This is a genomic window from Streptomyces sp. NPDC058525 (genome assembly GCF_042719495.1).
Lineage (GTDB): Bacteria > Actinomycetota > Actinomycetes > Streptomycetales > Streptomycetaceae > Streptomyces.
This window is the reverse complement of record NZ_JBHXNP010000043.1, coordinates 20,327-45,658: the sequence shown is the minus strand read 5'-3', so window position 1 is coordinate 45,658 and position 25,332 is coordinate 20,327. Positions and strand designations below refer to the sequence as shown.

Here is a 25,332-nt window from a genome sequence, read left to right as displayed (position 1 = left end):
CGGGTACCCGTGCCGAGCGCAGGTCAGCTGAGAGTGTTCAGCATCGCTTCTTCGACGTGGTCGGCGGCGTTGCGGTGGCCCAGGGCGTTGGGGTGCACGAAGGACAGCTGGTCAGGGAGGGTGACGAAGCCTTCGACCCACTTGCTGTCGTCACAGACGCTGTGGTCCCGGGAGGAGGTGTAGAGGCTCACGAAGCTGGCGGAGTCCTGTGTGCCGGTGGAGTCTTCGATGGCCTTGTTGAGGGGCTCCAGGACGTCCTGGCGCAGCCAGGCCAGGTCGCCCTGGGTGATCGTGCCGAACTGCGTCAGGTCGCCGAAGCTGCACTTGGAGGCGTCCCGAGGGATGACCGTGGGGTAGCCGACGGCCAGGATCTTCGCGTGCGGGGCGCGCTGGTGGAGCACGGCGAGCATCCGGTCGTAGTCATTGCGTACGGTCTTCAGCCGGTCCGGGACGTCGGCGGCCAGGGCGTCCTTGCACGGGGTGCCCTTGCCGTCGTTTTCGCCGCCCAGCTGCGCGCACTTGGTGAGGAAGTCGGCGAAACCGAGGGAGTTTCCGCCCACGCCGACGGTGATGACGTCCGTGTCCGCGCCTACCGCCTCGGACTGAGGGGGAACTGCGGGAAAGGGGTAGTCCGGGTCCTCGGAGATGGGCGGCAGGTGACGGCCGATCGGGTTCTGGGGTGTGTCGGTGACGTTCTCAATGGTGGCGGCGCCGCAGCTGACGTTGGTCAGCTCGAACAGTCCGCCGAGATCGCGGTCGATGACCTGGGGGTAGGACCGGTCGGTGCGTTCACAGCCGTCGCGCGGGACTTCGAAGGTGTTGCCCGCGGCCCGGATGACCCCGGCGGTGTATGAGTCGCCCAGGGCGACCCACTGCTGCTGCTCGGCCGCTGCGGCGGGGTGCGCCCCGGCGAACTGGGCGGGGACGGCGGCGCCTGCGGTGAGAACTGCGGCCGAGCCGAGCAGGGCCAGACGAATGCGGAAGCGGGTCACGATTCCTCCATGGATACGGTGTTGACGTCGCCTTTGACCCTAAGGAGGTAGTCACTAAACGCACTAGATCCAATACAGACAGTCACAACTTGCGGTGGGGCGCGCCCACGCGCGGGTGACGGGGATTCAGCGTGTTGACTGCTTGAACACTCTTGGCGACCGCTGCCGCGTGCTTCGTGCACAGCACAGGAAGGTTCTTGATCGACTGCAAGGTCCCTACTGAAACAGGTCCTCCCGGTGGCTGTCTTGTTCTCGATCACCGGCCAGCTCGACCTCCGGCATGCCAAAAGGTCCCGGCCCTCCGGCACCGTCAAAGCCACCGTCGTGGCCAGGGCGGGGAGGAAGGCTTGCAGGTAGCAGCGAGGTCGGTGAACTCTGGCGCCGCGGGACTGCGCCGGCTATCGGCGGAGGGAACGACGGCTCGAGCACGCCAGTGCCAGAGTGACCCTGTTTCACGGGGTCCAGGCCTGCGGCCCGTTGGGCGGGTCCGGTCCGCTCCCGCACCCCGGTCCTTCCGGCTCCGCCCCCAGGACCAGCCCACTCCGCGGGCGGCCGGCGGAGGAGCCGGGGCCCCTGCCGGCTCCCGACCCGCTCGGCCTCACCAGCGCTCCGGCCCGCCGCCCCTCTGAACGCGCAGCGTCCCGGCTACTCGGTCCGGTCAACGCGCACCGCGACCGGTCACCCTGCGGCGGCCAGGCGGCGCCGAAGCTCCTCTTCCGAGACATCTTCCAGATGGGTCAGAAATACCCACATGTGGCCCGAGGGATCCCTGAGGATGACGGTGCGGTCACCGTGGAACATGTCTGTCGGCGGCTGGAGGATCTCTGCGCCGGCAGCCTCTGCGCGCTCCGCCAGGCTGTCGACGTCCGCCACGAAAACGTGCAGCGTGACGGACGTACCTCCGCTGAGCGAGGTCGGCGCGGTGAAGGAGCCTGCCTCGGCCTCGTCCACGCTGGCGTCGCCCAGCATCAGCACCGACCGTCCTATGGTGATCTCGGCGTGCAGAATCCCGCCGCCAGGAGCGTCGATCCGGAAGTCCTCACGGGCGCCGAAGCCCCGCTGGTAGAAATCGATTGCTGCGGCGGCGTCGTCGACCATGATGTGCGGGATCACCGCATGGCGGTAACGGTCGGGAATCTCGATGTGGGCTGCGCTCTCGGCCATGGCGAACCTCCTTGAACGGCACCGCTGGTCAGTTCCTGCGGCTCTGGAACGAACCTAGAAGCTCAAGTTTGGTTCAGGTCAAGCGGCGATGTGACCACTACAGGTGCCCGCTTGCAGGGCGCCTGCCTGCTTCGCTTACCGCTGGCCGGCAACCCCGGCACCAGATGAATGCGAATCACCTTGGAGTCGTCCTTGGGAGCAGCGAGAACTCCACCTCACATCAGGGCGGCGGGGGGAGGGTACCTTCCAGCATCCGGGTGACACGCTCCCCCGTCTCCTCGGGCGTCCCCGTGCCGTCGAGGCCGAGGCGTTCGGCGAGGTCCCGGATGTGGAGTTGCGCGGCGGACTCCAGGAGCAGGGCGTACAGGTCTGTCGCGGCCCGGCAGCCCCGGTGGCCGCTGAGGAAGAGGACGGCTGCCACCGCCGCCGCGGGCCACCAGACGAGGGCGAGTACCAGGCAGAGGACTGCCCATGCTGTCCGTGCGGTGGCGCGGTTGATGCCTTGGCCGGCGGCCGTGATCTCGGACCGAGCGCTGTCGGGCAGGATGAGCCACACATGGGGCCAGACGACATCGAGCTGGAGGTGGAAGTCCCGCTCCAGGCGAATCGCCGCCGCGTGCAACCGGTCACCGCACCACGTGGGGCGGTCGGGACGTTCGGCACTGATGCGACTCATCGCTCTGTATGCGGCATGTCGTTCGGATGAATCGGTCCGCTCACCACGGACCGCTCCATCGAGGGCGTCGCGGCGCAACTGATGCCAGGCGGCGGCCCTGGTCGTCCAGCTCTCCTGGCGACGCCTGACCAACCGGCTGACGTACCGGCGCAGCGGCGACGGCCAGTCGCGCCAGTCCGCGGCCAGCGTGGCGCGTTCCACCAAGGCGGAGAGCGAGCGGGCGACGAGACCGACGGCTGCCGAACCGGCCAGGACGGCGACCAATGACATGATCTGCCCGCCCAGGGTGCCTGCGGCGGGGGTGCTCGCCCAGGCCGTGATCCGGTCGATCAGGAACGGCAGATCGAAGGGCCGATTGTGGCCGAGGGTGTGCGCGACGACGGCCAGGGCGAGATACAGCGCGCCCGGCAACACCAGTACGGAGAACCATCGCTCGGCGAGCCGTTTTCCAAGTTCGGAGAGGAAGCTGTTGACCATCATCACAACCGGGCGCGACGCAGGCCGGCGCTGCTGATCGTGCAGGTGGGCACGGCCTGTGAACCCTGCGGCATCCAGTTTCTGGCGCACCTCGCCTGCGGGCACAGGTAGACCGTCTCACCGGGGCCAGTGGAGGTGATCCCCACAGGGCGCGGACCACGGACGGGCCGGTGCGCTTCGTTGCCGTAGCCGTCCAGGCCGTGGGCGTCCCCGTCGGCTTGGAGCGCGGCATGCAGATCATTGAGCGGCGCATCGAGGTCTCCGCCACGGAGCACGGCAGCCAGAACCCGCTCCAGGGGTTCCGCGTCGCCCCGTGCTCCTGCATGGAGCTCTGCTCTGATCTCCTCCTGGTGCTCGCAGACGGCGGCCGTCCTGGTTCTCGTACGCTCGGCAACTTCGTCCGGTCGGTCGGCCACGGAGCTCCTTCGGTTCGTGCGTACGGCCAGGAGTGCTGACGCCAACTCCATCACGTCCAGCCATTGTTGCGCTTAGCCTTCAGACAAATCGGAGAGATGTCGGGGGCGATGTGTGGGAGGGACTACGGGCGGCGGCAGTGGCGAGGCTCCGTCTGATCGCCGACGTGCATGACAGCGCCGCATCTGCTGGTCCCGCTCAGGGGCCGCAGGCCGTCGCGGAAGCCGAACAGCTCGCGCAGCTCCTGGTGGAGGGACGGATCACGCCGCGCGGTCAACCCGGCCGCGCGACCCGCATGTTCGACCTGGGGAACGTACTGCTCGAGCGGTTTCAGGACGCCGCCGGCGACGCGGCCGAACTGGACGCCACCGTAGACGTCTTCCGCGTCGCAGTGCGGTGCACCCCGACCCATCATCCCCGGCGTGCGGACCATCTGACGAATCTCGGGACATCGCTGTACGCGCGGTTCGACCGGGACGGGGACCGGGCCGACTTGGAGACAGCCGTGGACGTCCTGCGCATCGCCGTCCAGGTGTGCCCGGCCGGCCACGCGGACGAACCGATGTACCTGTCGAATCTGGGCCGTGTGCTGCAGACGCGCTTCGACGAGACCGGCGACCTGGCAGATCTCGAACATGCCATCGAAGTATCGCGCCAAGCGGCTGCCGGCACACCGCCCGGCCATCCCAGCCGAGCGTCGCGCCTGACGACCTGGGGGCTGGCCAAGCAGACCCGCGGTGAGCGAACGGGCAATACGGCCGACTCGGACGCGGCCACCGGGATTCTGCGCGAAGCAGCTGAGCACACACCGCCTGAGCACCCCAAGCGGGCCGACCGGCTGACCAATCTCGGGAACGCGTTGTGGTCGGAGTCGAAACGGAGTGGGGCCCTCGGCCCGTTGAACGCCGGTATCGACGCGCTCAAGGCCGCAGTCGCTGCCGCTCCGGCCGACGATCCGGACCCAGGGATGTACATGTCCAACCTGGGGCGGGCCTTGCGCACGCGGTTTGACCTCACCGGGGACAGGGCGGACCTGGACGCGGCTGTCGACTGCTTGCGCACGGCGGAACAGCACACTCCACGGCACCATCCTGCGCGCGGCGGCCGGCAGGCGGCCCTGGGCGGCGCGCTGGCTGCCCGGTTCTCACAGACGGACGAAACGGCGGATCTGGACGCGGCCATCGCACTCCTGCGCGAGTCCGCTGACGCGACCCCGCCCGAACACCCGCTTCACACCTACCGGTTGACCGCTCTGGCCGGCGAGCTACACAACCGCTTCGACCGGACCGGGAACCTGCCGGATCTGGACACTGCCGTCTCCCTGTTCCGCACGGCCTTGCGCGCGACCCCACCCGAACACGAGGAGCGAAGAACCCGACTCACCAATCTCGGCGGAGCGCTCAGCTCGCGGTTCCTGAGACGCGGCGACGCGGACGACCTGAGGGCGAGCATCGAAGCGTTGCGCGAGGCGGCCGAGACGTGCCCCGACGACGATCCCGGACGGCCGATGTACACGGCCAATCTCGGCAGCGGACTCCTGTCGCGGTTCGAGCGGACCGGTGCCCTCGCAGATCTGGACGCGGCTGTCGACCTTCTGCGCGAAGCACTGCGCCAGACCGCGGACGAGGACCCGAAACGGGCCACTCGTTCATCGTCGTTGGGCAGTGCGCTGCACGAACGCTTCGATCGCACCGGGAGCATGACGGACCTACGGGCGGCCGTCGACGCCAAACAGGAGACGTTGAGGAGAACCCCGCCCGGCCATCCCGACCGAGCCCTGCGACAAGCAGCCTTGGGCAGTGTGCTGCAGTCACGCTTCGAACGCACTGGCGACCTTTCCGACCTGTACGCGGCCGTAGAACACAAACGACTGGCAATCCAGGACATACCGGCCGACCACCCCCTGCGTGCCGCCCTGCTGTCCACTCTGGGCAGCACGCTGATGTCCCAGTACAAGCACACCGGCGCATTGTCCGACCTGGACGCGGCCATCGAGGCCAAGGATCGCGCGCTCCAGGACACGCCCGCCGGCCATCCGGACCGGACCGGGCGGCTGACCAACCTCGCGATTTCTCTGCAGGACCGGTCCGAGCACGTCGGGAACGCCGCAGACCTGGACTCGGCCGTCGCTCTCGCGCGCACTGCGGTTGCCGAAAGCCAGGACGGCTCGCCCTACCAACTGCTCTACTGGGCCAACCTGGGACGCGCGCTGCAGTCGCGCTTCGAGCGCACCGGGGACACCGCGGACCGTGATGGGGCGGTGGCCGCGCAGATCGCGGCGTGGCAGGTGACTGCGGCCGCGCCCTCGGCCCGCGCCAAAGCAGCATGGCGGGCTGCCAGGCTGCTCGCACCGGTGGACGCCGAGCGGGCGGCGGACATGGCGGAGGCAGCGGTTCTCTTGCTGCCCGAGGTAGCACCGCGCCGCCTGGAGCGATCGGACCAGCAGCACGCGATCGGCGGCCTGTCCGGGCTGTCCGCCGACGCTGCAGCACTGGTCCTCTCCAGCACCCGGGGTACGGCCGGGCAGCGAGCCACCCGCGCCCTGCGGCTGTTGGAAACCGGGCGGGCCGTGCTGCTCAGCCAGGCGTTCGACGCCCGCGACGACCTCGCCGCCCTGCGACAGCGTCATCCCGAACTCGCCCGCAGGTTCGCGGAGCTGCGGAACGCTCTCGACCGGGCCACCCCGGAGAACGACCCGACGTACGCGGAGGGCCGGGACGCTGAGCACACGGCACGCGACCGTCACCGACTGGCCCATGACTTCGGCGAACTCCGAGCCGAGATCCGCTCACTGCCCGGCTTCGCCTTCTTCGGGATGCCTCCCCGTGCGGAGGAGCTCCTCGCCGAAGCCGGGGAAGGGCCCGTGGTGGTCTTCAACATCAGTCACCGCCGCAGCGGCGCCCTGCTGCTCGCGCCTTCAGGGGTGACGTACATGGACCTACCAGACCTCACTCAGACCCTCGTGTCGGAGAAGGCCGCCGTTTTCGGCGCGGCGCTGCGCGGAGCCGTTGAGGGCAAGACGGGAAGCGCGCGGCGCGGCGCGCAGGCCACGCTGGTGGAAGTACTGCAATGGCTGTGGGACGCGGCCGCAGGGCCGGTGCTGGACGCACTGGGATTCGACCGGCAGCCGGAGCAGGAGTGGCCTCGGCTGTGGTGGTCTCCGGGCGGGCTGCTCGGGATGCTGCCCCTGCACGCTGCCGGCCATCACACGGACCCTCCGCAGGAACCCGGGCGGCGTACGGTCATGGACCGGGTGGTGTCCTCCCACACACCCACCCTGCGTGCGCTGCGGTACGCCCGGGAGCGCGTCAGGGGCCAGGCGGTTCAGCAGGCAGGCGATACACGCGGATTGATCGTCGCCATGCCCACCACGCCGGGTCTGCCAGGTCTCGGCCGGCTGGACCACGTGGACGAGGAGACGCAGATGCTGCACCGGATGCTGCCCGCCTCCGTGCTGCTGCGGGAACCTGACCGGCGAGGACCGGCCGACTCTGGGGAGCTGCCGGCCCCTTCGGGACCGGAGGGCGAGGCGGAACGGCCGGGGAGCGACCGATCCGATGACACCGGTGCCGCACGGACTCCGACGAAGGCCAACGTGCTGGGTCAGCTTCCCGGTTGTGCTGTCGCGCACTTCGCCTGTCACGGCTCCGGCCATCCCACCGACCCCTCGCGCAGCCTGCTTCTGCTGCATGACCACGCAGAGGACCCCTTCACCGTCGCCGGCCTCGCCGCCGTGGAACTGTCCCGTGCCCAATTGGCCTATCTGTCCGCATGCCGCACCGCCTCGGCCGAGGCCGACCGTTTGGCGGACGAGGCCATCCACCTGGCCTCCGCATTCCAGCTTGCCGGGTTCCCGCACGTCATCGGCACCCTGTGGGAGGTCAGCGACCACCTCGCCGCCACGATCGCCAGGACGTTCTACGCCTCACTGCGCACCCCGGACGGACTACTCGACACGCATGGGTCGGCTCGCGCCCTGCATGCCGCTGTGCGCCGAGCCCGCGACGGTGACGATATGCCCGGTGGCTACGACCGGACCCGCACCCCGTACCTGTGGGCCGCCTACCTCCACACCGGCGCCTGACCATCAGGGCCTGCCGGCGAACAGGCAGCGCTCAGCGCTACCGCGAGCGGGATGCCTCGGCCGTCGGTCAGGATGCGGTGCTCGCTGCCCGGCCGTGCACGGTCGACCGGGCTAGACCCGCCGAGCCGAGGTTCCCAGTCAGGCACCGAGACCAAAGATGTGGGCCACCCCTCCGGGGAGGATGACGGCCCGCAGTTCAGGACATCTCGGTGGCAGGCGATTCGAACATCCGGTGGTCGGCGTCAGGACAGGCGTTCTGTGGCTTTCGACATTGAGCCGCGTGTCATAGCCACCATCCCACCGCCACGATCAACGTCGGGCTCCGGTCAGATCAGGCGTTAGACCGGGAACGTTCGCCGGGTTGGTAGTTGTGCTGGTCACCACTCGGGAGCGGGGGCTGGCGTACCCGCCACCAGGGCCTCCACCTGGGGCCGCAGCGTGGCCTCCGCGCACAACGCGAAGTGATCGGTCCGGCGCAGATCGAACATCCCCCGCACGCCATGCCGCCGCGCGTGCGCGACCAGATCGTTGAAGTGCGTCTCGAAGCGGGTGGAGAAATGGATCCGCACCGGGCCCGCGCACACCGACCGCAGCCGCTCGCACCGGCGCACGAACCGCTCGTAGGACCCCACCTCCTCCGCGTCCTCCCACACCTCGCCCGCATGCCGGCACACCTGCGCCAGGTCCTTCCCGACGATCCGGTGCAGGTAGTCGCAGAAGTTCGCGAAGGCGTCGAGGTCGCGGGTCCCCGCCACGATCCCGCGCAACGCCGCCGCCGGATCGGACAGGTCCAAGCCGGCCAGTGCCCGGGTGACAGGGAGAGTGGACCGGTTCATGTTCGGATCCAACAGCAACACCCCGGCGAGCGAGGGCCGCTGCTCCGGGCGCTCCGCCCAGCGCTCGGCCAGGCGCAACACGGTGTCGGCCCCGTACGAGAACCCCACGAGCACGAGCCGTTTGCCGGGGTAGCGCCGGGCGAGCGCCCGGATGGCGCCCTCGATCAACTCGGTATGCGTGGCAAGGCCGATCGGCCGGTAGCGCGCGTCCCGCGCCTCTTCCGGATGGTGCCCGAACGCCGTCAACGCGACGGTGTGCGGCCGGGCCGAGGCCATGAACGGGCGGAACTCCGAGGCGTCCGTGGCCAGACCGTGCAGCAGAACCACCAGGTCGCGCGAAGTCGTGGCTCGCTCCAGGTAGCGCAGCCGACGCCCGAAAACCATGTGGTCCGCAGGCAGGTCCACGTCGAAGTCGTCGGCACTGATCTCGAAGGAACCCTCTACCACCACGGGGCCCGCTTCCCGACCGCCCGCACCCACCCTGCTGGCGCTCCACCACCCGAGGCCGAAGCCGGCGCCCGCGGCGAGGAGCACTACACCGGCCGGCGCGACGGCATGCGCCCCGACCCAGGCGAGCACGGCGCGGGCCTCATCCGCGTAGATCCCGATCAAGATCCCCAGTGCGCCCCCGACCCCGGCCAGAGCCGCACGCGCGCGGGTCACCATGCCGGTGGTGGGTCCCGGCCCCGGAGCCGTCATCGCGTGCCCCGCGGCCCCGCCGACGCCCGCACCCCTGTCCGTTTCATCGCCCCGTCACCCCCGTCTTCCGCGCCGCGGCCCCCGTCGCACCGGTGTTCGCTCCCCTTACCCCTGGGGCGGGCGGGCGAAGCCCTTCCGGTTACGGGGAGCCTCAGGCAGGGGGTTGGGCCGGCCGGACCAGCAGGAGGTGTCGGTCGCACCGCGCGTTCCTGCTGGAGCGTGCTCTTCGAAGGCGACGAGCTAGGCAAGTGGTTGGCACGGCAGAAGCAGGTCTCCGACACCAAAAGCCGGAGCGAGAAGCTCACCGCCGCCGCCCGGCTCACGGCCCTCGCAGTACTCCTCTCCGCCGGCCTCAGTAGCGGGTCAGACCCTGCCAAAAACGCGAGGGAAAGGCACCTCAGGACCAGCCGAGAACACCCGCCGCACGCCTTCCACTGGACCTTTGCGATGCTCCGGTCCCAGCAGCGACCCTCCAGGCCGGCGGCCTCGGCAAAGCCGTCGACGCGACCACCTGTGACCTCATCACATAGGGCCTGACCTGCACATTTACCTCCAGATATCTAGGATGGGCATGCACCGGCGGCAGCGTGGAAGCAGCTTCGGCTGCCTCGGCGACCTCGACCCACCACCATGCTCAGGACAGCCCAGGGAGGGTGCTTCATGACCGAAACCGGCAACCCCAGTCAGCACGCGAACGTCAATCAGTACAGCGGCAGCCACATCCAGATACTCGAAGGCCTCGAAGCCGTGCGCAGGCGTCCCGGCATGTACATCGGCTCGACCGGCGAACACGGCCTGCACCACATGGTGTACGAGGTCGTCTCCTACGCCGTCAACGAGCACCTGGCCGGACACGCCGACGTCATCGACGTCACGATCACCGCGGACGGCGGCATTCGCATCGCTGACAACGGGCGGGGAGTGTCCGTCGAGGTGGAAGAGCCCACCGGCAAGTCTGCTGTCGAACGCGAACTGACGGAGCTGTCCTTCGGCCCCAAACCCCACGCCGGCTACGTAGTCTGCGGCGGCCTCAGCGGTCTGGGCCTGTCCGTGGTCAACGCGCTGTCGAGCCGTCTCACCGTCGAGGTCCACCGGGATGGCCACCGCTGGACTCAGGAGTACCAGAAGGGCGCCCCAATCACTCCCTTGACGAGGAATGAGGAGACGAGCAAGCACGGAACCACGATCGAGTTCCTGCCCGACGCCGACATCTTCGACACCACCCGCTACTCGTTCGCCACCCTGTCGGAGCGCTTGCAGGAACTGGCCTTCCTCAACGCGGGCCTGGCCATCTCACTCACCGACGAGCGTCCGGAGCGGCCTGTCCGCTACCTCCACACGGACGGCCTTCGGGCCTACGTCACCCACCTCAACCCCTACCCCCCGAGCCTCGTCCACTCCCCCGCCATCGCCTTCGAGTCGGAGAACCAGGACAAGACGATCTCCGTGCAGGTCGCCCTGCAGTGGAACACCTGGTCCCCGGGAGAATTCCACTCCTTCGCGAACAGCACCCGCACCCACGAGGGCGGCACACACGAAGAAGGCTTCCGTACCGCGCTCACGGACCTCATCAACGACTACGCGCGCCGGCAGCAGCAACTGTCCGCGGACGAGGCAGACATCACGGCCAGGGCCATCCACGAGGGCCTGACCGCAGTCGTCTCCGTAAAGCTCGCCCATCCCGTCTTCGAGGGCGCCACCAGGACCAAGCTCGGCAACCCCGAAGCAGACACCTACGTCCAGGAAGTCATCCGCGAACACCTCACCGACTGGCTGGACCACCACCCGAACGAAGCCGCGGCCATCATCCGCCACATCCTCAACGCCCCTACCAAACACGGGAGGCGGTGACGAAGAACTTCCCGCTCGGCCGGTCTCTGCCTCCATCACGGAACACCGCACCGGGGATCGCCAACAAGGAAACGAGCGTTCGGGATTACTCTTCATCAATCGGCCCGCCCCGAGCGGGTCCGGCCGAACCGAACGCCTGTCCGCGTCGATCACCGCGCTGCGATGTCGAAGCCGTAGCGGCGGGCAGAGGCCGGCCGCCTCAGGTCGCCGCTCTGCCCCCCGTCACCGGGCTCGAGCAGCCCGTCCGCTGGACCCGTTGAGCGCCTCGTGCCGGGTAAAGGTAGCCCGTTCTTGCATGATCCTCCTGGTGGCACCCTCCTGCCGCCGGATTCGTGCTCCGATGGGGACGTGCCCCGGGCCCCCGGGGCAACACCCCCTCATGGACACGAAGAAGGACGAAGAGAATGAGTGATCAGGTGCTACGGCGTCCGCTGCCGCACGACTTCCACCCGCCGGTGCCCGAGTTGTCGGTGAGCAGCACGGACCTGACCGACGGTGGCACGCTCCCAGAGGCCCATGTATACGCGAAGGGCAACTCCTCGCCGCACATCGGCTGGTCGGCCGGGCCGGAGGGCACCGGCAGCTACGCGGTCACGTGCTATGACCCGGACGCACCGACCGGCAGCGGGTTCTGGCACTGGACGGTCTTCGACATCCCGGCGGATGTCACCGAGCTGCCGGCGGGAGCCGGAACCGGAGGCTTCGAAGGATTGCCTGCCGGCGCCGTGCAGGTGCGCAACGACTACGGCAGCAGGGACTTCGGCGGGGCAGCGCCTCCGGAAGGGGACGGCCCGCACCGGTACGTGTTCACGGTGTACGCAGTCGACCGGGAGAATCTGGGCCCGGATGCGGACGCGACACCGGCCCTGGTGGGATTCCACCTGCGGTTCCACGCGATCGCCCGCGGCCGGCTGATAGCCCACTACGAGGAGAAGGGGACCGGGGCGTAACCGCCCGGCGGGCCGCTCCGCCCCTACCCCGCAGCCCAGCTCGCGGGAACTCGCCCGATCTCCGCGCGTCCTTGCACGATCCTGCTCCAGGTAGGGGATCGTGCCGGCCGCGTGGTGAGATGGGGACATGTCCCTCGACGAGCTCCGCGACCTGCTGGGCCGCCATGCGCGGCCCGATCTGAGCACGGCCATCGACGGCGTCCGGATCTGCCGAGCCGAACCGGACGCCGAGCCGGAGTACGCGATGTCCGGCGTAGTGCTCGCGGTCATCGCCCAGGGGGCCAAGCGGCTCGCGCTCGGAGACAGGGTGTACGAGTACGGCGTCGGCCAGTACCTGGTCGCCTCGGCCGACCTGCCGGTGGTCGGACGCATCGCCCAAGGACGGGAACTCGGTTTCGGCATGACGCTGGAGCCGGCCGTCATCGCGGAGCTGATGTTGCAGGCGGGGCCGGGCGACCTGCCGCCTTCGACCCGGTCGGTCCGGCCCGGGATCACGGTCAGCGACGCACCGGCGGAGTTGATCGACGCGATCGTGCGGCTGCTGCGCCTGCTGGACCGGCCGCGCGACCGTCGGGTGCTGGTTCCCTTGGTCAAGCGGGAGATCCTGTGGCTGCTGATGACCGGGGCGCAGGGCGAAGCCGTCCGGCAGCTCGGCCTGGCGGACAGTGGCTTGACCCACATCACCCGAGCCGTGGGCTGGATCCGCGACAACTATGCCGAGGCCTTCCGCGTCGAGGACCTGGCCCGGTCCTTTGGGATGAGCGTCTCCGCGTTCCACCGGAACTTCCAGTCGGTCACGGCGATGAGCCCGATCCAGTTCCAGAAGCAGATCCGCCTGCAGGCGGCACGGCTGCTGCTGGCCCGTCGCCCGAACGACGTGACCGGAGTCGCCTCCAGCGTGGGATACGACAGCCCCTCGCAGTTCAGCCGTGAGTACAAACGCCAGTTCGGCGCGCCGCCGCGCGCAGACGCGGCACGCATGCGGGGCCGTACCGATCACGCTGCGGTGGCGACGGCCTGACCGCGGGGGCTCCGCCGAAGGAGACGGCGACGGGTTTGGGGGCCATCGCGTGCTCACCAGGTCTGGCTGCGGGACTGAGTCGGACGGCGAGGCTGCGCACGGCGATCCAGGACGGGTACTCGGAGCGGAAGGCGAGGGCTTCGGCGTCCGCGGGGGCCGCTGTGGATCTCCATGCAGTGGTCGCGCTCCGGGCCAGACCTGCCTGCCTGCGGCGAAGGCTCACACCCCCTCTGACCTTGGCCATTACCCCAGGAGTAATCGACCCCTGCCCCGGCCGGCGGGCATGTTGGTCCACACGAGCGGCAGGGGGCCGCATCGGGCGGGAACGAGACGAGGTACGGAATGTTCGCGGGTCGGCGTGGTGTGGTGGGAGTTGCGGTGGCGGCGATCGTCGCGGGGGTGGCGACCTCAGCGGCGGCGCTGCCGGGCGGTGAGGAGAGCGCCACCCAACGCGACTGCCCGGAAGTGCGTGCCAAGGTCGAGCGCCTGGAGGGCCGGATCACCCCGAACGCCTGCGCATTCATGCGGCGTCAGATCGCCTTCGGTGAGCTGCCGACCGCCACCCCGCCGGCCACCGGGGACCTGAGCCACCCCCGGGTGAAGGCCTATCTCGACATCTTCGACGAGGAGGCCACCCTCTGGGAGGCGGGCAGCGCCCCGCAGCGCGGCCACACCGTGATCGGCACGTCCATCACCGGATCGCTGAGGCTGGTACCCGACCTGCGCTACAGGGGCACGGACGTGGTGGCCGACGGCGGTGTCGTGATGTTCGGCCAGTGGAACGAGGTCACGCTCAAGGGCCACAAGGTGGCCTACCCGCAGATCGCGCGCAATGTCCTGGGGGACGACGGCAAAACCCTCCAGGCCCGCCGCTACTACGATCGCTACGTGCTGTTCCGGGACACGGTCCCAGACCTGGCGCCCGAGGGCCTGTTCGACGGGATCGCGGACTCCGGCCCGGCTCCCTTCCGGGGCCCGGCGCCTGAGCGCTTGAGGGCTGCCGAGATCCCGGACCGCCTGGCGGCATGGAACGGGGAGAACGCCGACGCCCTGCTCGCCCGGATGGGAAACGCACGGCTGTCGGGGCCGGGGCTGGACGCGCCGCTGTCGACGCAGGCCGGCAAGCGGGCCTATCTCCAGCGGTTCTTCGGCACGGCGGACGTCCGCTTCAAGGCCGGCCAGGTTGCCTTCGGCAGGACCACGACCTACGTGGAGTGGCATGGCACGGTCTCCGGACCGAAGGGCAAGGACATCCCGTTCGGGATCGTGGAGCGCTTCGGCCCGGGCGGTGAGTGGGAGTTGTACTTCGACACCCTCCCGCTGGTCGCCGACCGGGCGGAGATCGGCGCGCTCTTCCACAAGCTGGCCCAGCCTTAGCTTGTTCCGCGGCTCCCGGTCTCGAACGAGGGCAGTCGGTGTCCGCCGGGCTGACCCTGCCCCGGTTTCCCGATGGGCGGCTGCAAGGTTGGGGGCGTCGGCGTGGGTATAGGCGAACCCGTCCCACTCCTCCAGGGCTCGTGGGGCGTCGGGCCGGAGGTGACCGGCGTGCGATGGCTGGTTCGGTGGTCCGGGGCGGCGGTGCTTTTGCTATGCGCTCGATGCTCCAGGCCGCGATGGGTGTCGTCGGGCGGCTGCGATTTCCTTCACGACACCGATTGGGCGCCGTGCACTTCTGACGCCGTGTCGCGGCCGAGATCGCGGGAGACACATGGACGGAGGAACGCAGGATGCTCAACAGGGGGTGACCCGCCGACTCGGTCAGCGTCAGCGCTTTCCGGCCACTAGTTGGCTGACAGCCAGCTTCGTCACGCGCGGAACCGAGAGACCGTGAGCTCCATATCGGAAGCTGGTGGGGAGTTGGCCCGGCTGCGACCGGCTCGTTTCACGGAGGGCTCGTGCCGCAGGATCTGGGGTGGGTGCGGCACACGGGCCTTGTCGGGGAAGGCCGCTCGCTGGAGTGGTACGCGTCGTGGGCCATTCCCCTCCTGGCCGCCTGCGGCTTCCCCTACGCACAAGGCCCCGAGCTGGACTTGCGCGGGGACGCGATGGCGTTCTTCTTCGTCTTCGATGACCAGTTTGACGGCCCTCTCGGCCAGAACCCCGCCCGCACCGCGACCGTGTGCCAACAACTGATCGATACCGTGCACGGCGCTGCCCTGGCCTCGGGGCCGACGCGTGCTCGGTGGCGTTCGCCGGCCTGTGGGCGCGCTGTGTAGAGGGCGCACCCCCGATGTGGGTGGCCCGTACCGCGTACGAGTGGGAGTACTACTTCGCCACTCAGACCCACGAGGCGATAGGCCGGCTCCGCGGGACTCCCACCGACATGGAAACGTACCACCGGCTCAGATCGAACCGCCGTGGCCGCCTACATCGACATCATGAGGGCCTGGATGAGCGGCTACCACACCTGGCAGACCCAAACACGCCGCTACACCAGCGCACCGCCCTGCGGCCAGGACGTCGAGATCGTCCTGACCGACCGGGTCGTGCACCGGGTGGCCGGCGGTAACGCGACCGCCGCCACCGCGTTCGTCACCGCACTGACCGCCGCTCTGCCCGAGCAGCGGGACCCGGGCGGCAGCGCCCGGGTCACCGTCACTTCCCTGGAACAGCCGCAAGAGGCGGAGAGCAGGGACTTCAGCGGCCTGCTCATGCTGCTCTTCGCGGCGGAGGAAGTACGGCTCCAGCTCAAGCTGAAGAAGCGCGGGATCACCGTGATCGGCAGGCTCGACTTCAGAACCACGGGCGGGGCCGCCTGGTACAAGTACACCGACGCCGACGGTGTGGAGCACAACCACCGGAGCAAGTTCCGCGGGCCGCAGCCTCCGCTCACCTACGACCCGCAAAGACCCGGGTGGGCTTCCACTGATCTGGTGTGGGGCCGCGTGCTGTTCAAGATCTGCGCCCGCAGTACGGACGGACTACTCCTCCTTCTGGCCGGCGGCGCATTGGCGTTGATGCCGTTGGTGCCCAACTGACACGATCGCCCGGATTCCGGAGCACCTGACCTATCCGCGTCTCGTCGCACTGGCCTGCTGACCCATGCACGGCGTGCCGAGGGAGCTGCCGGGACGCGGGCTCGGCACTGCGGAAGACGGACGGGCCGGTGGGACACCCCGCAAAGGTGGGGAACGCATCCGCCGGCCTGCCGCTCCCACCGGTACGGAAGGGCTCCCCCGGCCCCGGATCCGGAGTGCCGGCAGCCACGGCCGCCCCGTGCGCCGGCCCGAAATGGACCTCGTGCGGGCCCCGATGCTCCGCGAAGCCCTCCACACGGCAATCACCCAGCCGGAGGGTTCCCCTCACATAGCTCCTGACCTGGCTTTTCAGGGCCCAGAGCCTGCTACCAAATCCACATCCCACCGCGGACGGAAGTCTGGCCGCTCTCGTCGACGCCGACCAAGTGCGCCGACTCGGGGCCCAGGCTCGATCCGTCGTCCAGCGGAATGACGAAGCGGTGCTCACCGAAATGCAGGGCGAGGATCCGCTCCGGGTCCTCTTCGCATCCGTCGACGGTCTCGCCGATGTAGCAGCGCATGAGGTCCAGCGACCCCGGTACGGGGAATTGCCACTTGGCGCCCCCGTACACACCCGATGGGTCGCTCAAGGCCCTCAATACCGGCCCGTCGAAGTGCAGCTCGACGTAGTCGCGCACGAAGGAGACGGCGCTGACCTCCAAGCCCATCAGCTGCTGGAGTCCGCTGTCTGAGTCGCGCGCGATGTTCACGAGCCCCATACTGCCAGGGGCCATTCCCGCCCGGTCACCACCACCTGTATGACCCGTTGTACCGGAAGGCCTGCTTGCCTCCCGCACCGCAGCAGGATGCTCAGGGCGCCGTTACTCGAAGTGCTTCCACGGCAATGGGCCTTCGCCGTGGTAGTGCCCGTATCCGTCCAGCCAGTCGGAGAGGGTTTCGGCCGGCGGGTGGGCCACTTGTATGCCGTCCGCTGCCCGGGGGTCACCCGTCAGGAAGGCCCGGGCGAGCCGCTCGGCCTGCCGGGCGGGGTCCTCGTCGGTCACGGTCAGCCTCGCGCCGAACTCCTCGACCCGTCGCACGCTGTTCTTGCCGGAATGCTCGTCGCGGAGGAAGTAGACGAGCACCTGGTCCGGGCTGTCGGGATCGGTCCACACATTGCCGAGCTCGCACGACCACTGGTCCAGCGACGCCTTCTCAGCGCGCAGTGTGCCGCGCAGCAGCCGGGCGACCGTCTGCGCCGGCCACTCCCAGCTGGAATCCTGCCCGGCGCGCTGTAGCTCGGTGTCGTACTGCGCGGCGTCGAAGCGGTACTCCGGCAGTTCGGGGCCGCCTTCCTCTCCGGCCTTCCAGGTCCACACCACCGTGTCGGCCTCGCGCCGCAGCTTCAGGTGCAACAGGGGCGGGTGGCAGCCGCACCAAGGGTCGGCCACATCGACCCAGTGCGGTCTGATGCCCGCCGACAGCGGGCCGTCAGGTACCAGCCAGTCCCTGGGGTCCCCGCAGCGCGCTCCCTCGTCCGAGTCGGCGAACGCCTCCTCGAGCACGTCGACCCCGTCGATCAGAGGACGGATTTCGAGATCCACGTACGGGTCCTCGGCGTTCGGCTTTCTGATGTGTATGCGCAGTACGTTCTTCGTGGTGGTCATCGAACCAGGCTGACGTCGCCCCGGCCTGTTGTCACGCCGGTTTCGGCAGGCCGACGGCCGGTCGTACGGAAGATCGCCAAGGCTTGGCAGGCTCAGTCATCCTCGAATGGTTCGTCGCTCCACCTGAACCAAGCGCGACCGTCACTGATGTGCAGAAGGAACTCCGCGACCGGACCCGACGGGGCCACGAGCGACAAGGTGTCCGCGATCCGGTCGTAGGCGTCGTCGAACCGCTCGTACTCCTCCCCTCCAGGCAGTCAGTCCGGCCCCCTCCCGCCAACCCGGGGAGAAGTTCCGTGCGGAGGGCACGACGAACCCGGATCGTCCTGCTCCCCCGCTTCAGCCGAGCCAGACGATGCCGAGGACGGACAGCCGCCGGGTGAGCCGATTGGCCGCGTAGACGACGGAGAGTTGGCCCACGGATGCGGCGCGGACGTCCTCGCCCTCGGGATCGCCGGTGTTCCACTGGGGCCAGCCCCACGGGGAGCGCACCGCGATGTCCAGGACGTCTCGCACCGTTTCGCGGGCGGGCTCGGGGAGCTCGGCGAGGGTCTTCGCGGCCTGTGGGGACAGCCGCACCGCCCACGGCTGTTCTTCGGTCACGGGCGGCCGCCGAGAACGTCGTCCAGGTCCACGAAGTCGGAGTCGTCCTGTCCGGAGTCCATGAAGGCGTCGACGTCCGGGGCCGCGGCCACGCGCAGCTGCCAGGTGCGCACCACCTCGTGCAGAGGGGTGAGGCTGAAGGCGTGGCGGGCGTCCTCCAGAGCCTTGGCCCAGTCCCGCTCGAACGCCGGCACCCACTGCTCGGCGCGGCGGTCGGCCCGGAGCCGGGCAAGGAGTTCGGCCGCGGCGCCAGGTGCGGGCGCGTACGGGGCGGCCGGGGTGTGTTCGGGCTGGGCGGTCATCGGCTCCTCCTGCGGCGGGTGCTACCGCCAACGGTAGAGCGCCGTGGCCCCGGCCGTCGCCGTTCGGGCGGATGCGGTAGCCGCAATCCGAGGCGCGCGGCTTCGTGGATTCCACGATCCCCAACAGCTTGAACCCGCCCGCTCGACCGACGTTGTGGTCGTCGAGCGGGCGGGTTCATGGGGTTCATGTGCGGGGGCCGCGCTCACGGGGTGGGGGTGGTCGTCAGACTCCGGTCAGGGTGTACGTACCCGTACCGTCCTGCCTGCCGCTGGAGTACTGGCGGATCAACTCACCGTCCGCGTACCGGTCGTGGCCCATCATGGAGCCGGTGTACTTGTTCTGCACACCGATCTTCGAGCTGCCGGGTACGTCGCGGTAGATGTAGAACCGCTGGAGGTCGTCCTCCCCGCAGGTGACCGTCGTCAGGTAGGCCTGCTCCTGGTTGGCGATGTTCGCCGGGATGGTCGCGCATCCGCCGTTGCCCCAGTTCCACAGGGACGCCTCGAGGACTCCGTTGTTCTCCGTCACGTTGCACAGGCGCCAGTTGTCCAGATGGGCGCTGAAGAACGTGGATACGCGCAGGCGGATGCCGTCGTTGGCCAGGAGCGGTGCGCTCCAGTTCAGGGGCTTGCCGGGGACGTCGATCTTGTAGACGCCGGGCCGGCAGTTCAGGGCGGCCGCCTGCGCGGTACGCCCGGTGGCCTGGGGCTGTTCGGGGGACGTGCCGCTGGTGGGAGCCGGGTGCTGCACGAGGCGGTCCTGCGTCTGCTTCGCCGTCGGGGCCACCGCACCCGCCGGGTGCTCGGCCTTCGCGGCGGGTGAGCCGCAGTCGAGCAGGACCTTTGCCTTGGCCATGATGCTGTTGGCCGGCACCGTGTCCTCGCAGCGCACCGCGCCTTCCTCAAGGGTGGTGTACGTGGTGAAGCTGCCGCTGCCGGGCCCTTCGATCCACTTCAACGCCCAACTGCCATTGCCCTGTTGGACGCGGTTGCAGTTGAGGCTTCCGTACGTGCCGGTGACCTTCTTCGTGCCCTTGTAGACGCCGTAGTAGCCGGGCCGGGAGAAATTCCACGTGACCGTGTTCGACTCGCTGCTGGTGGAGGAGTAGTTGACCTGAACGTTCAGGCCAAGGCTCGCGCCGACGGTGGCGAGAGTCTCGACGGCGAAGCTGCCCTGGACGTTGCCGTTGAGGCCGACGGAGACCGAGATGGTGGTCTGGGTGCTGGTGGTGACGCTCTGGTAGCCGGTGGCGCCTTGGGTAACGTACCAACCCTTGAAGTGGGTTATCTCCGGGGTGACTTCGGTCGTCTTGACGTACGGGCGGCGTGTGCCGAGGTCGGCCGCCGTACAGGCGTCGCCGGGCTTGACCTGCGGGGCGGCGGCGGACTTCGCGGGTGCGGCCGAGGCCGGTGAGACGGCAAGACTGACGGTGGCCAAGGCCGCTGAGGCAGTACAGGCCATAAGTGTTTTGCCCATGCGGCTGACAGGCTTGATGGGACGCATCTCTGCCCTTTCCCCCTGGTCGTATGTGATCGGTCAAGGGGCGAACATAGCGGCCATTCAGGTAAAGGCGGGAGCCTACTACGGGCCAAAAGGGATCATGGAGAGGCCTATTCCGCCTCTGGCGCGCACGGGTGTTGGACAGGTTCCATCCCTAAACGCACCCGCACGTCACCGAATAGGGGACCATCCTTTGAAACACGCCTCACGTCGGCTCGCGACGGCAATCTCGCTCGCCCTCACCACAGTCCTCCTAACCCTGGGCATGTCACCAGTCGCCGCCGCACCGCCTCCTGCGGGCCGGGCGGCCCCCGAGGGCCACGGCACCTGCACGGCCACCACTCCCGGCTCCACGCTCGCACGCCAGGGCGCGGCGCGGACCTGCATGAGGGAGCGGCCCGTCAGCGCCGCGGATCTCGCCCGAATCCGCGGCGGCACCGCCGCTGTCCCCGGCACCGCCGCTGCCCTGGACGGCGTCGACCCCGGGGACGACCCTGATGCCGGCCCGGAAGCGCTGTGCACCTCCCAAAAACGCCAGGACGTCGTCGCCAACCGCCACGCCTACTGCATGCGGCACGGCATCCTTTACGTGCTTGAAAACCGCGCGGGTAACACGATCGGCACCGCCGAACTCCTGGTCACGGCCCGCTCCGCGCTGGACCCCAACAGCGTACGGTGGCAAGAGAACATCGCCGTCTACGCCGGCCCGTACGTCGGTGTTGCGACTGTGAGACTCGCTCTGTCGTCGTCGTGCACCGCGTGCATACCGGGGCCGCCCGCCTGGGGCGGCGGGGCCATCGAGCTGCGCGCGGGCGAGGAGGACCAGACCGGACACCTCTCCTACGAGACCACTACCCGGGGCGGCACCGAGCGTTCGCGCAGCATGATCGCCTACCAGAGCCAGACGGAGAGCCCCGATGCGGACTACCCCGTCATCAGCTACGGGCAGTGGGCGGGCCCCTCGGTGGCCTGTGACGGGCAGGTCGGCAGTACCCCCGGCTGTATAGCCACGGATAGCCTGGCCAGGGTGGTCCTCAGCAAGTCCCAATACGGGGCCGCCGCAGTGGCCTACGAATGGGCGCAGAACAACCTGAGCGACAACAACGCCATGGGAACTGCAAAAAGGCCGCTCACGCGTGACAGCGACGAAGCGAGGGCAAAGAGCAGGAGTTACTACACCTGCAAGGCTCCCCCGAAACCTTTCGTAGCCGACCCCACGGTCGTGAATGACGAATGCGACGAGTTCCCCTTTGCCAGGAGCCGCCAGGGCGGCACGATCGGCTCCATGTGCGCGGAGATCATTCCGCGATACGTGGGCGGCGGCGCATGGCGGGTAGACGTCGTACGCAACGAACCGGTCGCACCCTGCATCAGGGCCCATGTCCCCTCGGACCAGAACCAGAACGCGGGGCGTGCCGTGGGCCGTCAGGTTCAGTCCGAGCGCATCCTCCAAGGCGAGGCGTACCAGGTGGTCATCACCCCCTAGGCGGCAGGCCTCCCTCCCCGGGGGGGCCCGGGGAGGGAGGCGACTCTCACCGCGTGCCGCGGGAGATGGACGCGAGGGCCTCCAGGACACCGCTCCGAAGCCGCCGACCTTCAGGGGAGAGGGGGCACCTTCTCGCCGGGCGGGATCCCGTTGAGCCGTTCCAAGCTCCGTACGCTCAGCCCTCCCAGTCCTCGTCGTCCCCGCCCCGCATGGTGCGCCACCCCTTGAGGTCCTCCAGCGCCTTCCGCGCCAACTGGGCGTACTGCACCGGGCACTCCCACAGCTCGCGGTCCGAGAACTCGGCGGGCACCGGGGTTTCGGGGTGATCGTCCGGTGCGTAGAGGTGGACCACCGCGCGGTAGCGGGACCGCGTGGTGTCGTCGGCGGTGGACCACGGGTGCCGCGGATGCTCGCAGGAGACGTCCAGGTCGATGGTGGCGAGCGCGGCGGCCAGGTCGCGTCCGTACGAGGGCGGCAGTCCCCCGTACGTCTGGGCTATGCCCATCCACAGGCACAGGAACAGGCCGATCCGCTCCTCGTCCCGCACCTGCCCGGTGAGCCAGCGGCGGGCGGACCACAGGGCGACCGGGCCGGTGTTGTCCTCCCAGGTACGGCTGATCGCCTTCTGCATGGCGACGATGTCGAGGCGGCCGGCGTCCCCGACGAACTGTGCGTCCAGATGCGAGACGTCGATGCCGCCGAAGAGCTTCTGGCGCGCCTCGCGCAAGAGGCCCAGGGCCTCGTCGGCGAGGTCCGCGAGAGACCCCTCGCAGTCGAACGCCGCCAGTTCCTCCTCGTCGAGACCGTAGTCCTCGGCGAATGCGGCCCGGCCGGCCTCGGTCAGCATGCTCACCCCGGCCTCGACCTGGTACTCCGGGTCGAAGTCCGCGGGGTGGGCGCCGGCTGGGCAGGTGCACGAGGCCCGGTCGAGCTGCGCACGGAACCCGTCCAGGGCCCGCGTGTACGACGCGAGCAAGGACTTGCTGAAGATGCGTGAGCAGACGTACCAGCAGGTGGCATTCAGGAGGATCGTGTACCCGGACCGCTCCCACCGGCCCTCCGGGGTGGCGCGGCCGAGCGCCTCCGCCGCGTCGTCGGCGAGGGCGGCCAGGGCCGATTCGGGATCTGTGTAGGGGTAGTCGCTGACAATCCCGGACAGGTCGGATATCAGTTCGCGGTGGTCGGCATGCAGCGTGGGAGTCTCTTCGATCACATCCGTAACCGACGATCACGCAGGTCGGACGGTTCCCCAGCGCACCTGGCCGATGGCCGGTCGGTCCCATCCTGGGTCCGGGGGCGGGGAAGCAAGCGACGATCCGCTAGGTGGCAATGCGCGCGCCCGACCAGCGTCGGTACGGTACCGTACCGTGATCACGTGAACGCATGGAGTGACCATGCGCTTGATCGCCCAGCCGGAGGCTTCCGGCGGGGAGGAATGAGGTTGCAATGAGCCTGACGAAGCCCGAGATCGACTTTCCGATCGGTGACGCCCCCACCGATCTGCTGATCGAGGACATCGTCGTGGGCGACGGCGCGGAGGCAAAGGCCGGCGCGATGGTCGAGGTCCACTACGTAGGGGTCACCTATCAGACCGGTGAGGAGTTCGACGCGTCCTGGAACCGCGGCCAGACGTTCCGGTTCCCCCTGGGGGGAGGCAGGGTCATCAAGGGCTGGGACCAGGGCGTCCAGGGGATGAAGGTCGGTGGCCGGCGCAAGCTCACCATTCCCTCCCACCTCGCCTACGGCAACCAGTCCCCCTCCCCGCTGATCCCGGCCGGATCGACGCTCATCTTCGTCGTGGACCTGCTCGGCGTCTGAGGCAGACGCGTTGCTGCCCGGCCTCGTCGAGCGGAGCCGAGGCCGGGCAGCACTTCCCGGACTGCCCTGGCTCCGTACACAGCTACCCACGCTGTGCCCTCATGGGACGCGCCAACACCCGGTTTAGACACGAGGGTCGCGGCGCAGGTTTTCCTCCTTCACCCGACCCACCGAGGTGTTGAACGTCAGCTCCCCCTGTGAGCACCGCGCGGTCGTCGACCCGTCCATGACCGCCGCAATGCCGTTGCCTGGGGATCTGCGGTCTCGCAGCCCGGAGCAACGCCCGCAACCCTCCGTCACCAGCCCATCAACGGCGGGCGTCGGGTACAGCCCCCTCCATCGGTGCCGAAGCCACCGCGGTGTCCGTGTGCTTGGAGGGAGACCCGAAGCGTGCCAGGTAGTGCCACACCCTCTTGACCGCCTGGACGTCATAGAGGCCGGCGCGTGCAGCGTCTCCGATGATCCGAGGATCGAGCACGCCGTCGATCGCGATCTGCGTGCCCAAGGCGACGTACTCCTGGCCGCGGTAGCCGGGATGGCGTCGGAGCTCTTCAACCCCGAGTCGGAAGCCCGGGTGCCACTCCACCGGGCAGCCAAGACGCAGAGCCGCTTCCTCGACCGTCGTGTCTCGGTAGCAGGGGTCCAGTACCAGCGCCTCCACATCGCGGTGCAGTTGGACCGGCCCGTGCACCTGCGCCTCGATGTAGTCGTCCAGGTCGTCCTGACGATCGGCGCAAGCTAGCTCGATGAGCCCCATGCGGGCCGCGACTCCGAAATCCGACGGTTCGAGGAAGCTGTCCGGGTAGCAGAACGTGCTCCGCGTCAGCGTCTGGGGCCTCAGCCGGAAGTGTGCCGAGCCGAACCGCGGCGCCCCGCCGACCGGCTTGCGGCGGAAGTTCAACGCCCCGTAGACGGGCCGCTCGTGAGCAGTCGCTTCGTCGTACGCCCCGTCGAAGATCCGGCTCTCCCAGCGCCAGCGGTCGCCGCCTGGATGCGCGGTCAGGCCGCCGTTGCTGGTCCCCGTGACGAACTGCGAGTGGTAGACGCCGCCCTCGGCCATGGCGTCGAGGATCGGCTTGCCGTGCAGCTGACGGTCCGGGTGGAAGTTGAGGGTCACCCGCAGTGCCGTGTCCATCGGAGGACCTGACGCCAGTTCCGTGACGTGTCGAAGGGCCCGTTCCTGCGCTGTTCGGGAGGTTGCAGAGCTCATCGGCACAGTGTTCCCCACCTTGATCAACCGGTGCACGCGGATTGTGCACCGAGAGCCGGTTCAAGCGCGGAGGAGCGTTGATTGAGCACTATTCGAGACGATCTCTTGACTCCGCGGCCGAGCCGAGCCTGCCGAAGGACCGGTCCTGTGATCAGAACTCGCCCGCGACGCCACCGACCACGATCTGAAGCGGCTGAGCGGTGATGCCGAGCTCGGCGGCCTTCTCCGGCGAGTCCGGCAGGGCGACGTCGACTCGCGGCTCCGCGCCCCGCGCCTCGGCGGTGCGACTTCTCCGCCCTGCCCTCCGCCGAACGAAACCTGCTGCGGCTCACCTTCCTCGACCCGCGGATCCGCGCCCTGTACACCCACTGGGAGGCCAGTGCGCGCATGTGCGTGGCGTTCGTTCGCATGGAGGCGCGGCACGCCTCGCACGCGCGGGAGCTCCAGGCACTGACTGGTCGGCGAGCTGTCCCTCCGGGACGAGGACTTCCGCCGCTGGTGGGCCTCACACGACGTCGCCTACAAGACCTTCGGCACCAAGCGCTACCACCACCCCGTCGCCGGCGACCTCAACCTGGACTGGCAGATCCTCGCCTGCCCCCGTGACCCTGACCAGGCGGTCAT

General features: G+C 69.1%; 21 protein-coding genes and 5 pseudogenes. 13 read left to right on the top strand and 13 right to left on the bottom strand.

The features are described from left to right. Positions 1-23: 23 nt before the first annotated feature. The 3 genes from ACFWP3_RS20945 to ACFWP3_RS20935 form a co-directional block, all read right to left on the bottom strand. Entirely contained in the window at positions 24-992 is a 969-nt protein-coding gene (locus ACFWP3_RS20945) for an SGNH/GDSL hydrolase family protein (protein ID WP_384223119.1), read from the bottom strand. 678 nt (positions 993-1,670) lie between these two features. Continuing rightward, entirely contained in the window at positions 1,671-2,156 is a 486-nt protein-coding gene (locus ACFWP3_RS20940) for a VOC family protein (protein ID WP_384223117.1), read from the bottom strand. A gap of 220 nt (positions 2,157-2,376) precedes the next feature. Continuing rightward, complete coding sequence (locus ACFWP3_RS20935) at positions 2,377-3,414, bottom strand: hypothetical protein (protein ID WP_384223115.1); 1,038 nt, start codon at positions 3,412-3,414, stop codon at positions 2,377-2,379. Positions 3,415-3,479: 65 nt separating this feature from the next. Between ACFWP3_RS20935 and ACFWP3_RS20930 the strand changes: the two genes are divergently transcribed. Further along, positions 3,480-3,764 (top strand): hypothetical protein, encoded by a 285-nt coding sequence (locus tag ACFWP3_RS20930; RefSeq protein WP_384223113.1) that lies wholly within the window; start codon positions 3,480-3,482, stop codon positions 3,762-3,764. Between the two features lie 125 nt (positions 3,765-3,889). Further along, on the top strand, positions 3,890-7,807 hold the full coding sequence (locus tag ACFWP3_RS20925; protein ID WP_384223110.1) for a CHAT domain-containing protein: 3,918 nt from the start codon (positions 3,890-3,892) through the stop codon (positions 7,805-7,807). Between the two features lie 29 nt (positions 7,808-7,836). Here the strand turns inward: ACFWP3_RS20925 and ACFWP3_RS20920 are convergent. Both ACFWP3_RS20920 and ACFWP3_RS20915 read right to left on the bottom strand, forming a co-directional pair. Continuing rightward, positions 7,837-7,926 (bottom strand): annotated as a pseudogene (locus ACFWP3_RS20920) (IS5/IS1182 family transposase); the annotation flags it as partial. A gap of 258 nt (positions 7,927-8,184) precedes the next feature. Then, positions 8,185-9,255: an alpha/beta fold hydrolase gene (locus tag ACFWP3_RS20915; RefSeq protein WP_384223108.1), complete on the bottom strand. Its 1,071-nt coding sequence runs from the start codon at positions 9,253-9,255 to the stop codon at positions 8,185-8,187. Positions 9,256-10,002: 747 nt separating this feature from the next. Between ACFWP3_RS20915 and ACFWP3_RS20910 the strand changes: the two genes are divergently transcribed. From ACFWP3_RS20910 to ACFWP3_RS20880, 7 genes and pseudogenes are all read left to right on the top strand, one after another. Further along, complete coding sequence (locus tag ACFWP3_RS20910; RefSeq protein ID WP_384223107.1) at positions 10,003-11,193, top strand: ATP-binding protein; 1,191 nt, start codon at positions 10,003-10,005, stop codon at positions 11,191-11,193. Positions 11,194-11,597: 404 nt separating this feature from the next. After that, on the top strand, positions 11,598-12,143 hold the full coding sequence (locus ACFWP3_RS20905; RefSeq protein WP_384223104.1) for a YbhB/YbcL family Raf kinase inhibitor-like protein: 546 nt from the start codon (positions 11,598-11,600) through the stop codon (positions 12,141-12,143). Between the two features lie 127 nt (positions 12,144-12,270). Then, positions 12,271-13,164, top strand: coding sequence for an AraC family transcriptional regulator N-terminal domain-containing protein (locus ACFWP3_RS20900; RefSeq protein WP_384223103.1), 894 nt, complete (start codon positions 12,271-12,273; stop codon positions 13,162-13,164). A gap of 399 nt (positions 13,165-13,563) precedes the next feature. Beyond that, positions 13,564-14,541, top strand: a complete 978-nt coding sequence (locus ACFWP3_RS20895) for a hypothetical protein (RefSeq protein WP_384223101.1) — start codon at positions 13,564-13,566, stop codon at positions 14,539-14,541. A gap of 518 nt (positions 14,542-15,059) precedes the next feature. Continuing rightward, positions 15,060-15,380, top strand: coding sequence for a hypothetical protein (locus ACFWP3_RS20890; protein WP_384223098.1), 321 nt, complete (start codon positions 15,060-15,062; stop codon positions 15,378-15,380). Beyond that, positions 15,347-15,454: pseudogene (locus tag ACFWP3_RS20885) on the top strand (terpene cyclase); the annotation flags it as partial. The gene ACFWP3_RS20890 and the pseudogene ACFWP3_RS20885, both read left to right, overlap by 34 nt. Positions 15,455-15,521: 67 nt before the next feature. Continuing rightward, positions 15,522-16,142, top strand: a complete 621-nt coding sequence (locus tag ACFWP3_RS20880; RefSeq protein ID WP_384223167.1) for a hypothetical protein — start codon at positions 15,522-15,524, stop codon at positions 16,140-16,142. Between the two features lie 365 nt (positions 16,143-16,507). Here ACFWP3_RS20880 and ACFWP3_RS20875 read toward each other — a convergent pair whose 3' ends face one another. The 5 genes from ACFWP3_RS20875 to ACFWP3_RS20855 form a co-directional block, all read right to left on the bottom strand. Further along, positions 16,508-16,891 carry a hypothetical protein gene (locus ACFWP3_RS20875; protein WP_384223096.1) on the bottom strand — a complete coding sequence of 128 codons (384 nt, stop codon included), beginning with the start codon at positions 16,889-16,891 and terminating at the stop codon, positions 16,508-16,510. A 111-nt stretch (positions 16,892-17,002) separates the two neighbouring features. Beyond that, on the bottom strand, positions 17,003-17,788 hold the full coding sequence (locus tag ACFWP3_RS20870; protein ID WP_384223094.1) for a hypothetical protein: 786 nt from the start codon (positions 17,786-17,788) through the stop codon (positions 17,003-17,005). A gap of 339 nt (positions 17,789-18,127) precedes the next feature. After that, positions 18,128-18,391 (bottom strand): hypothetical protein, encoded by a 264-nt coding sequence (locus tag ACFWP3_RS20865; protein ID WP_384223091.1) that lies wholly within the window; start codon positions 18,389-18,391, stop codon positions 18,128-18,130. Continuing rightward, positions 18,388-18,693, bottom strand: coding sequence for a DUF6247 family protein (locus ACFWP3_RS20860; protein WP_384223089.1), 306 nt, complete (start codon positions 18,691-18,693; stop codon positions 18,388-18,390). The genes ACFWP3_RS20865 and ACFWP3_RS20860 overlap by 4 nt, the downstream gene beginning before the upstream one ends. 223 nt (positions 18,694-18,916) lie before the next feature. Continuing rightward, positions 18,917-20,155 (bottom strand): hypothetical protein, encoded by a 1,239-nt coding sequence (locus ACFWP3_RS20855; RefSeq protein ID WP_384223165.1) that lies wholly within the window; start codon positions 20,153-20,155, stop codon positions 18,917-18,919. 424 nt (positions 20,156-20,579) lie between these two features. Between ACFWP3_RS20855 and ACFWP3_RS20850 the strand changes: the two genes are divergently transcribed. Beyond that, the gene (locus tag ACFWP3_RS20850) at positions 20,580-21,680 is read left to right on the top strand and encodes a hypothetical protein (protein WP_384223087.1); all 1,101 of its coding nucleotides are present in this window, start codon (positions 20,580-20,582) and stop codon (positions 21,678-21,680) included. 175 nt (positions 21,681-21,855) lie between these two features. On the opposite strand, the gene ACFWP3_RS20845 is transcribed toward ACFWP3_RS20850, so the two are convergent. Then, on the bottom strand, positions 21,856-22,893 hold the full coding sequence (locus ACFWP3_RS20845) for a hypothetical protein (RefSeq protein ID WP_384223085.1): 1,038 nt from the start codon (positions 22,891-22,893) through the stop codon (positions 21,856-21,858). Positions 22,894-23,126: 233 nt separating this feature from the next. On the opposite strand from ACFWP3_RS20845, the gene ACFWP3_RS20840 reads away from it, so the two are divergent. Further along, positions 23,127-23,498 (top strand): FKBP-type peptidyl-prolyl cis-trans isomerase, encoded by a 372-nt coding sequence (locus ACFWP3_RS20840; RefSeq protein ID WP_384223083.1) that lies wholly within the window; start codon positions 23,127-23,129, stop codon positions 23,496-23,498. Positions 23,499-23,624: 126 nt separating this feature from the next. Here ACFWP3_RS20840 and ACFWP3_RS20835 read toward each other — a convergent pair. Then, positions 23,625-23,696 (bottom strand): annotated as a pseudogene (locus tag ACFWP3_RS20835) (PPOX class F420-dependent oxidoreductase); the annotation flags it as partial. A 109-nt stretch (positions 23,697-23,805) separates the two neighbouring features. Next, positions 23,806-24,633, bottom strand: coding sequence for a DUF3626 domain-containing protein (locus tag ACFWP3_RS20830; RefSeq protein WP_384223081.1), 828 nt, complete (start codon positions 24,631-24,633; stop codon positions 23,806-23,808). 372 nt (positions 24,634-25,005) lie between these two features. On the opposite strand from ACFWP3_RS20830, the pseudogene ACFWP3_RS20825 reads away from it, so the two are divergent. Together ACFWP3_RS20825 and ACFWP3_RS20820 are read left to right on the top strand one after the other, a co-directional pair. Then, a pseudogene (locus ACFWP3_RS20825) lies at positions 25,006-25,110 on the top strand (transcriptional regulator); the annotation flags it as partial. Positions 25,111-25,162: 52 nt separating this feature from the next. Next, positions 25,163-25,321, top strand: a pseudogene (locus ACFWP3_RS20820) (transcriptional regulator); the annotation flags it as partial. Positions 25,322-25,332 lie beyond the last annotated feature (11 nt).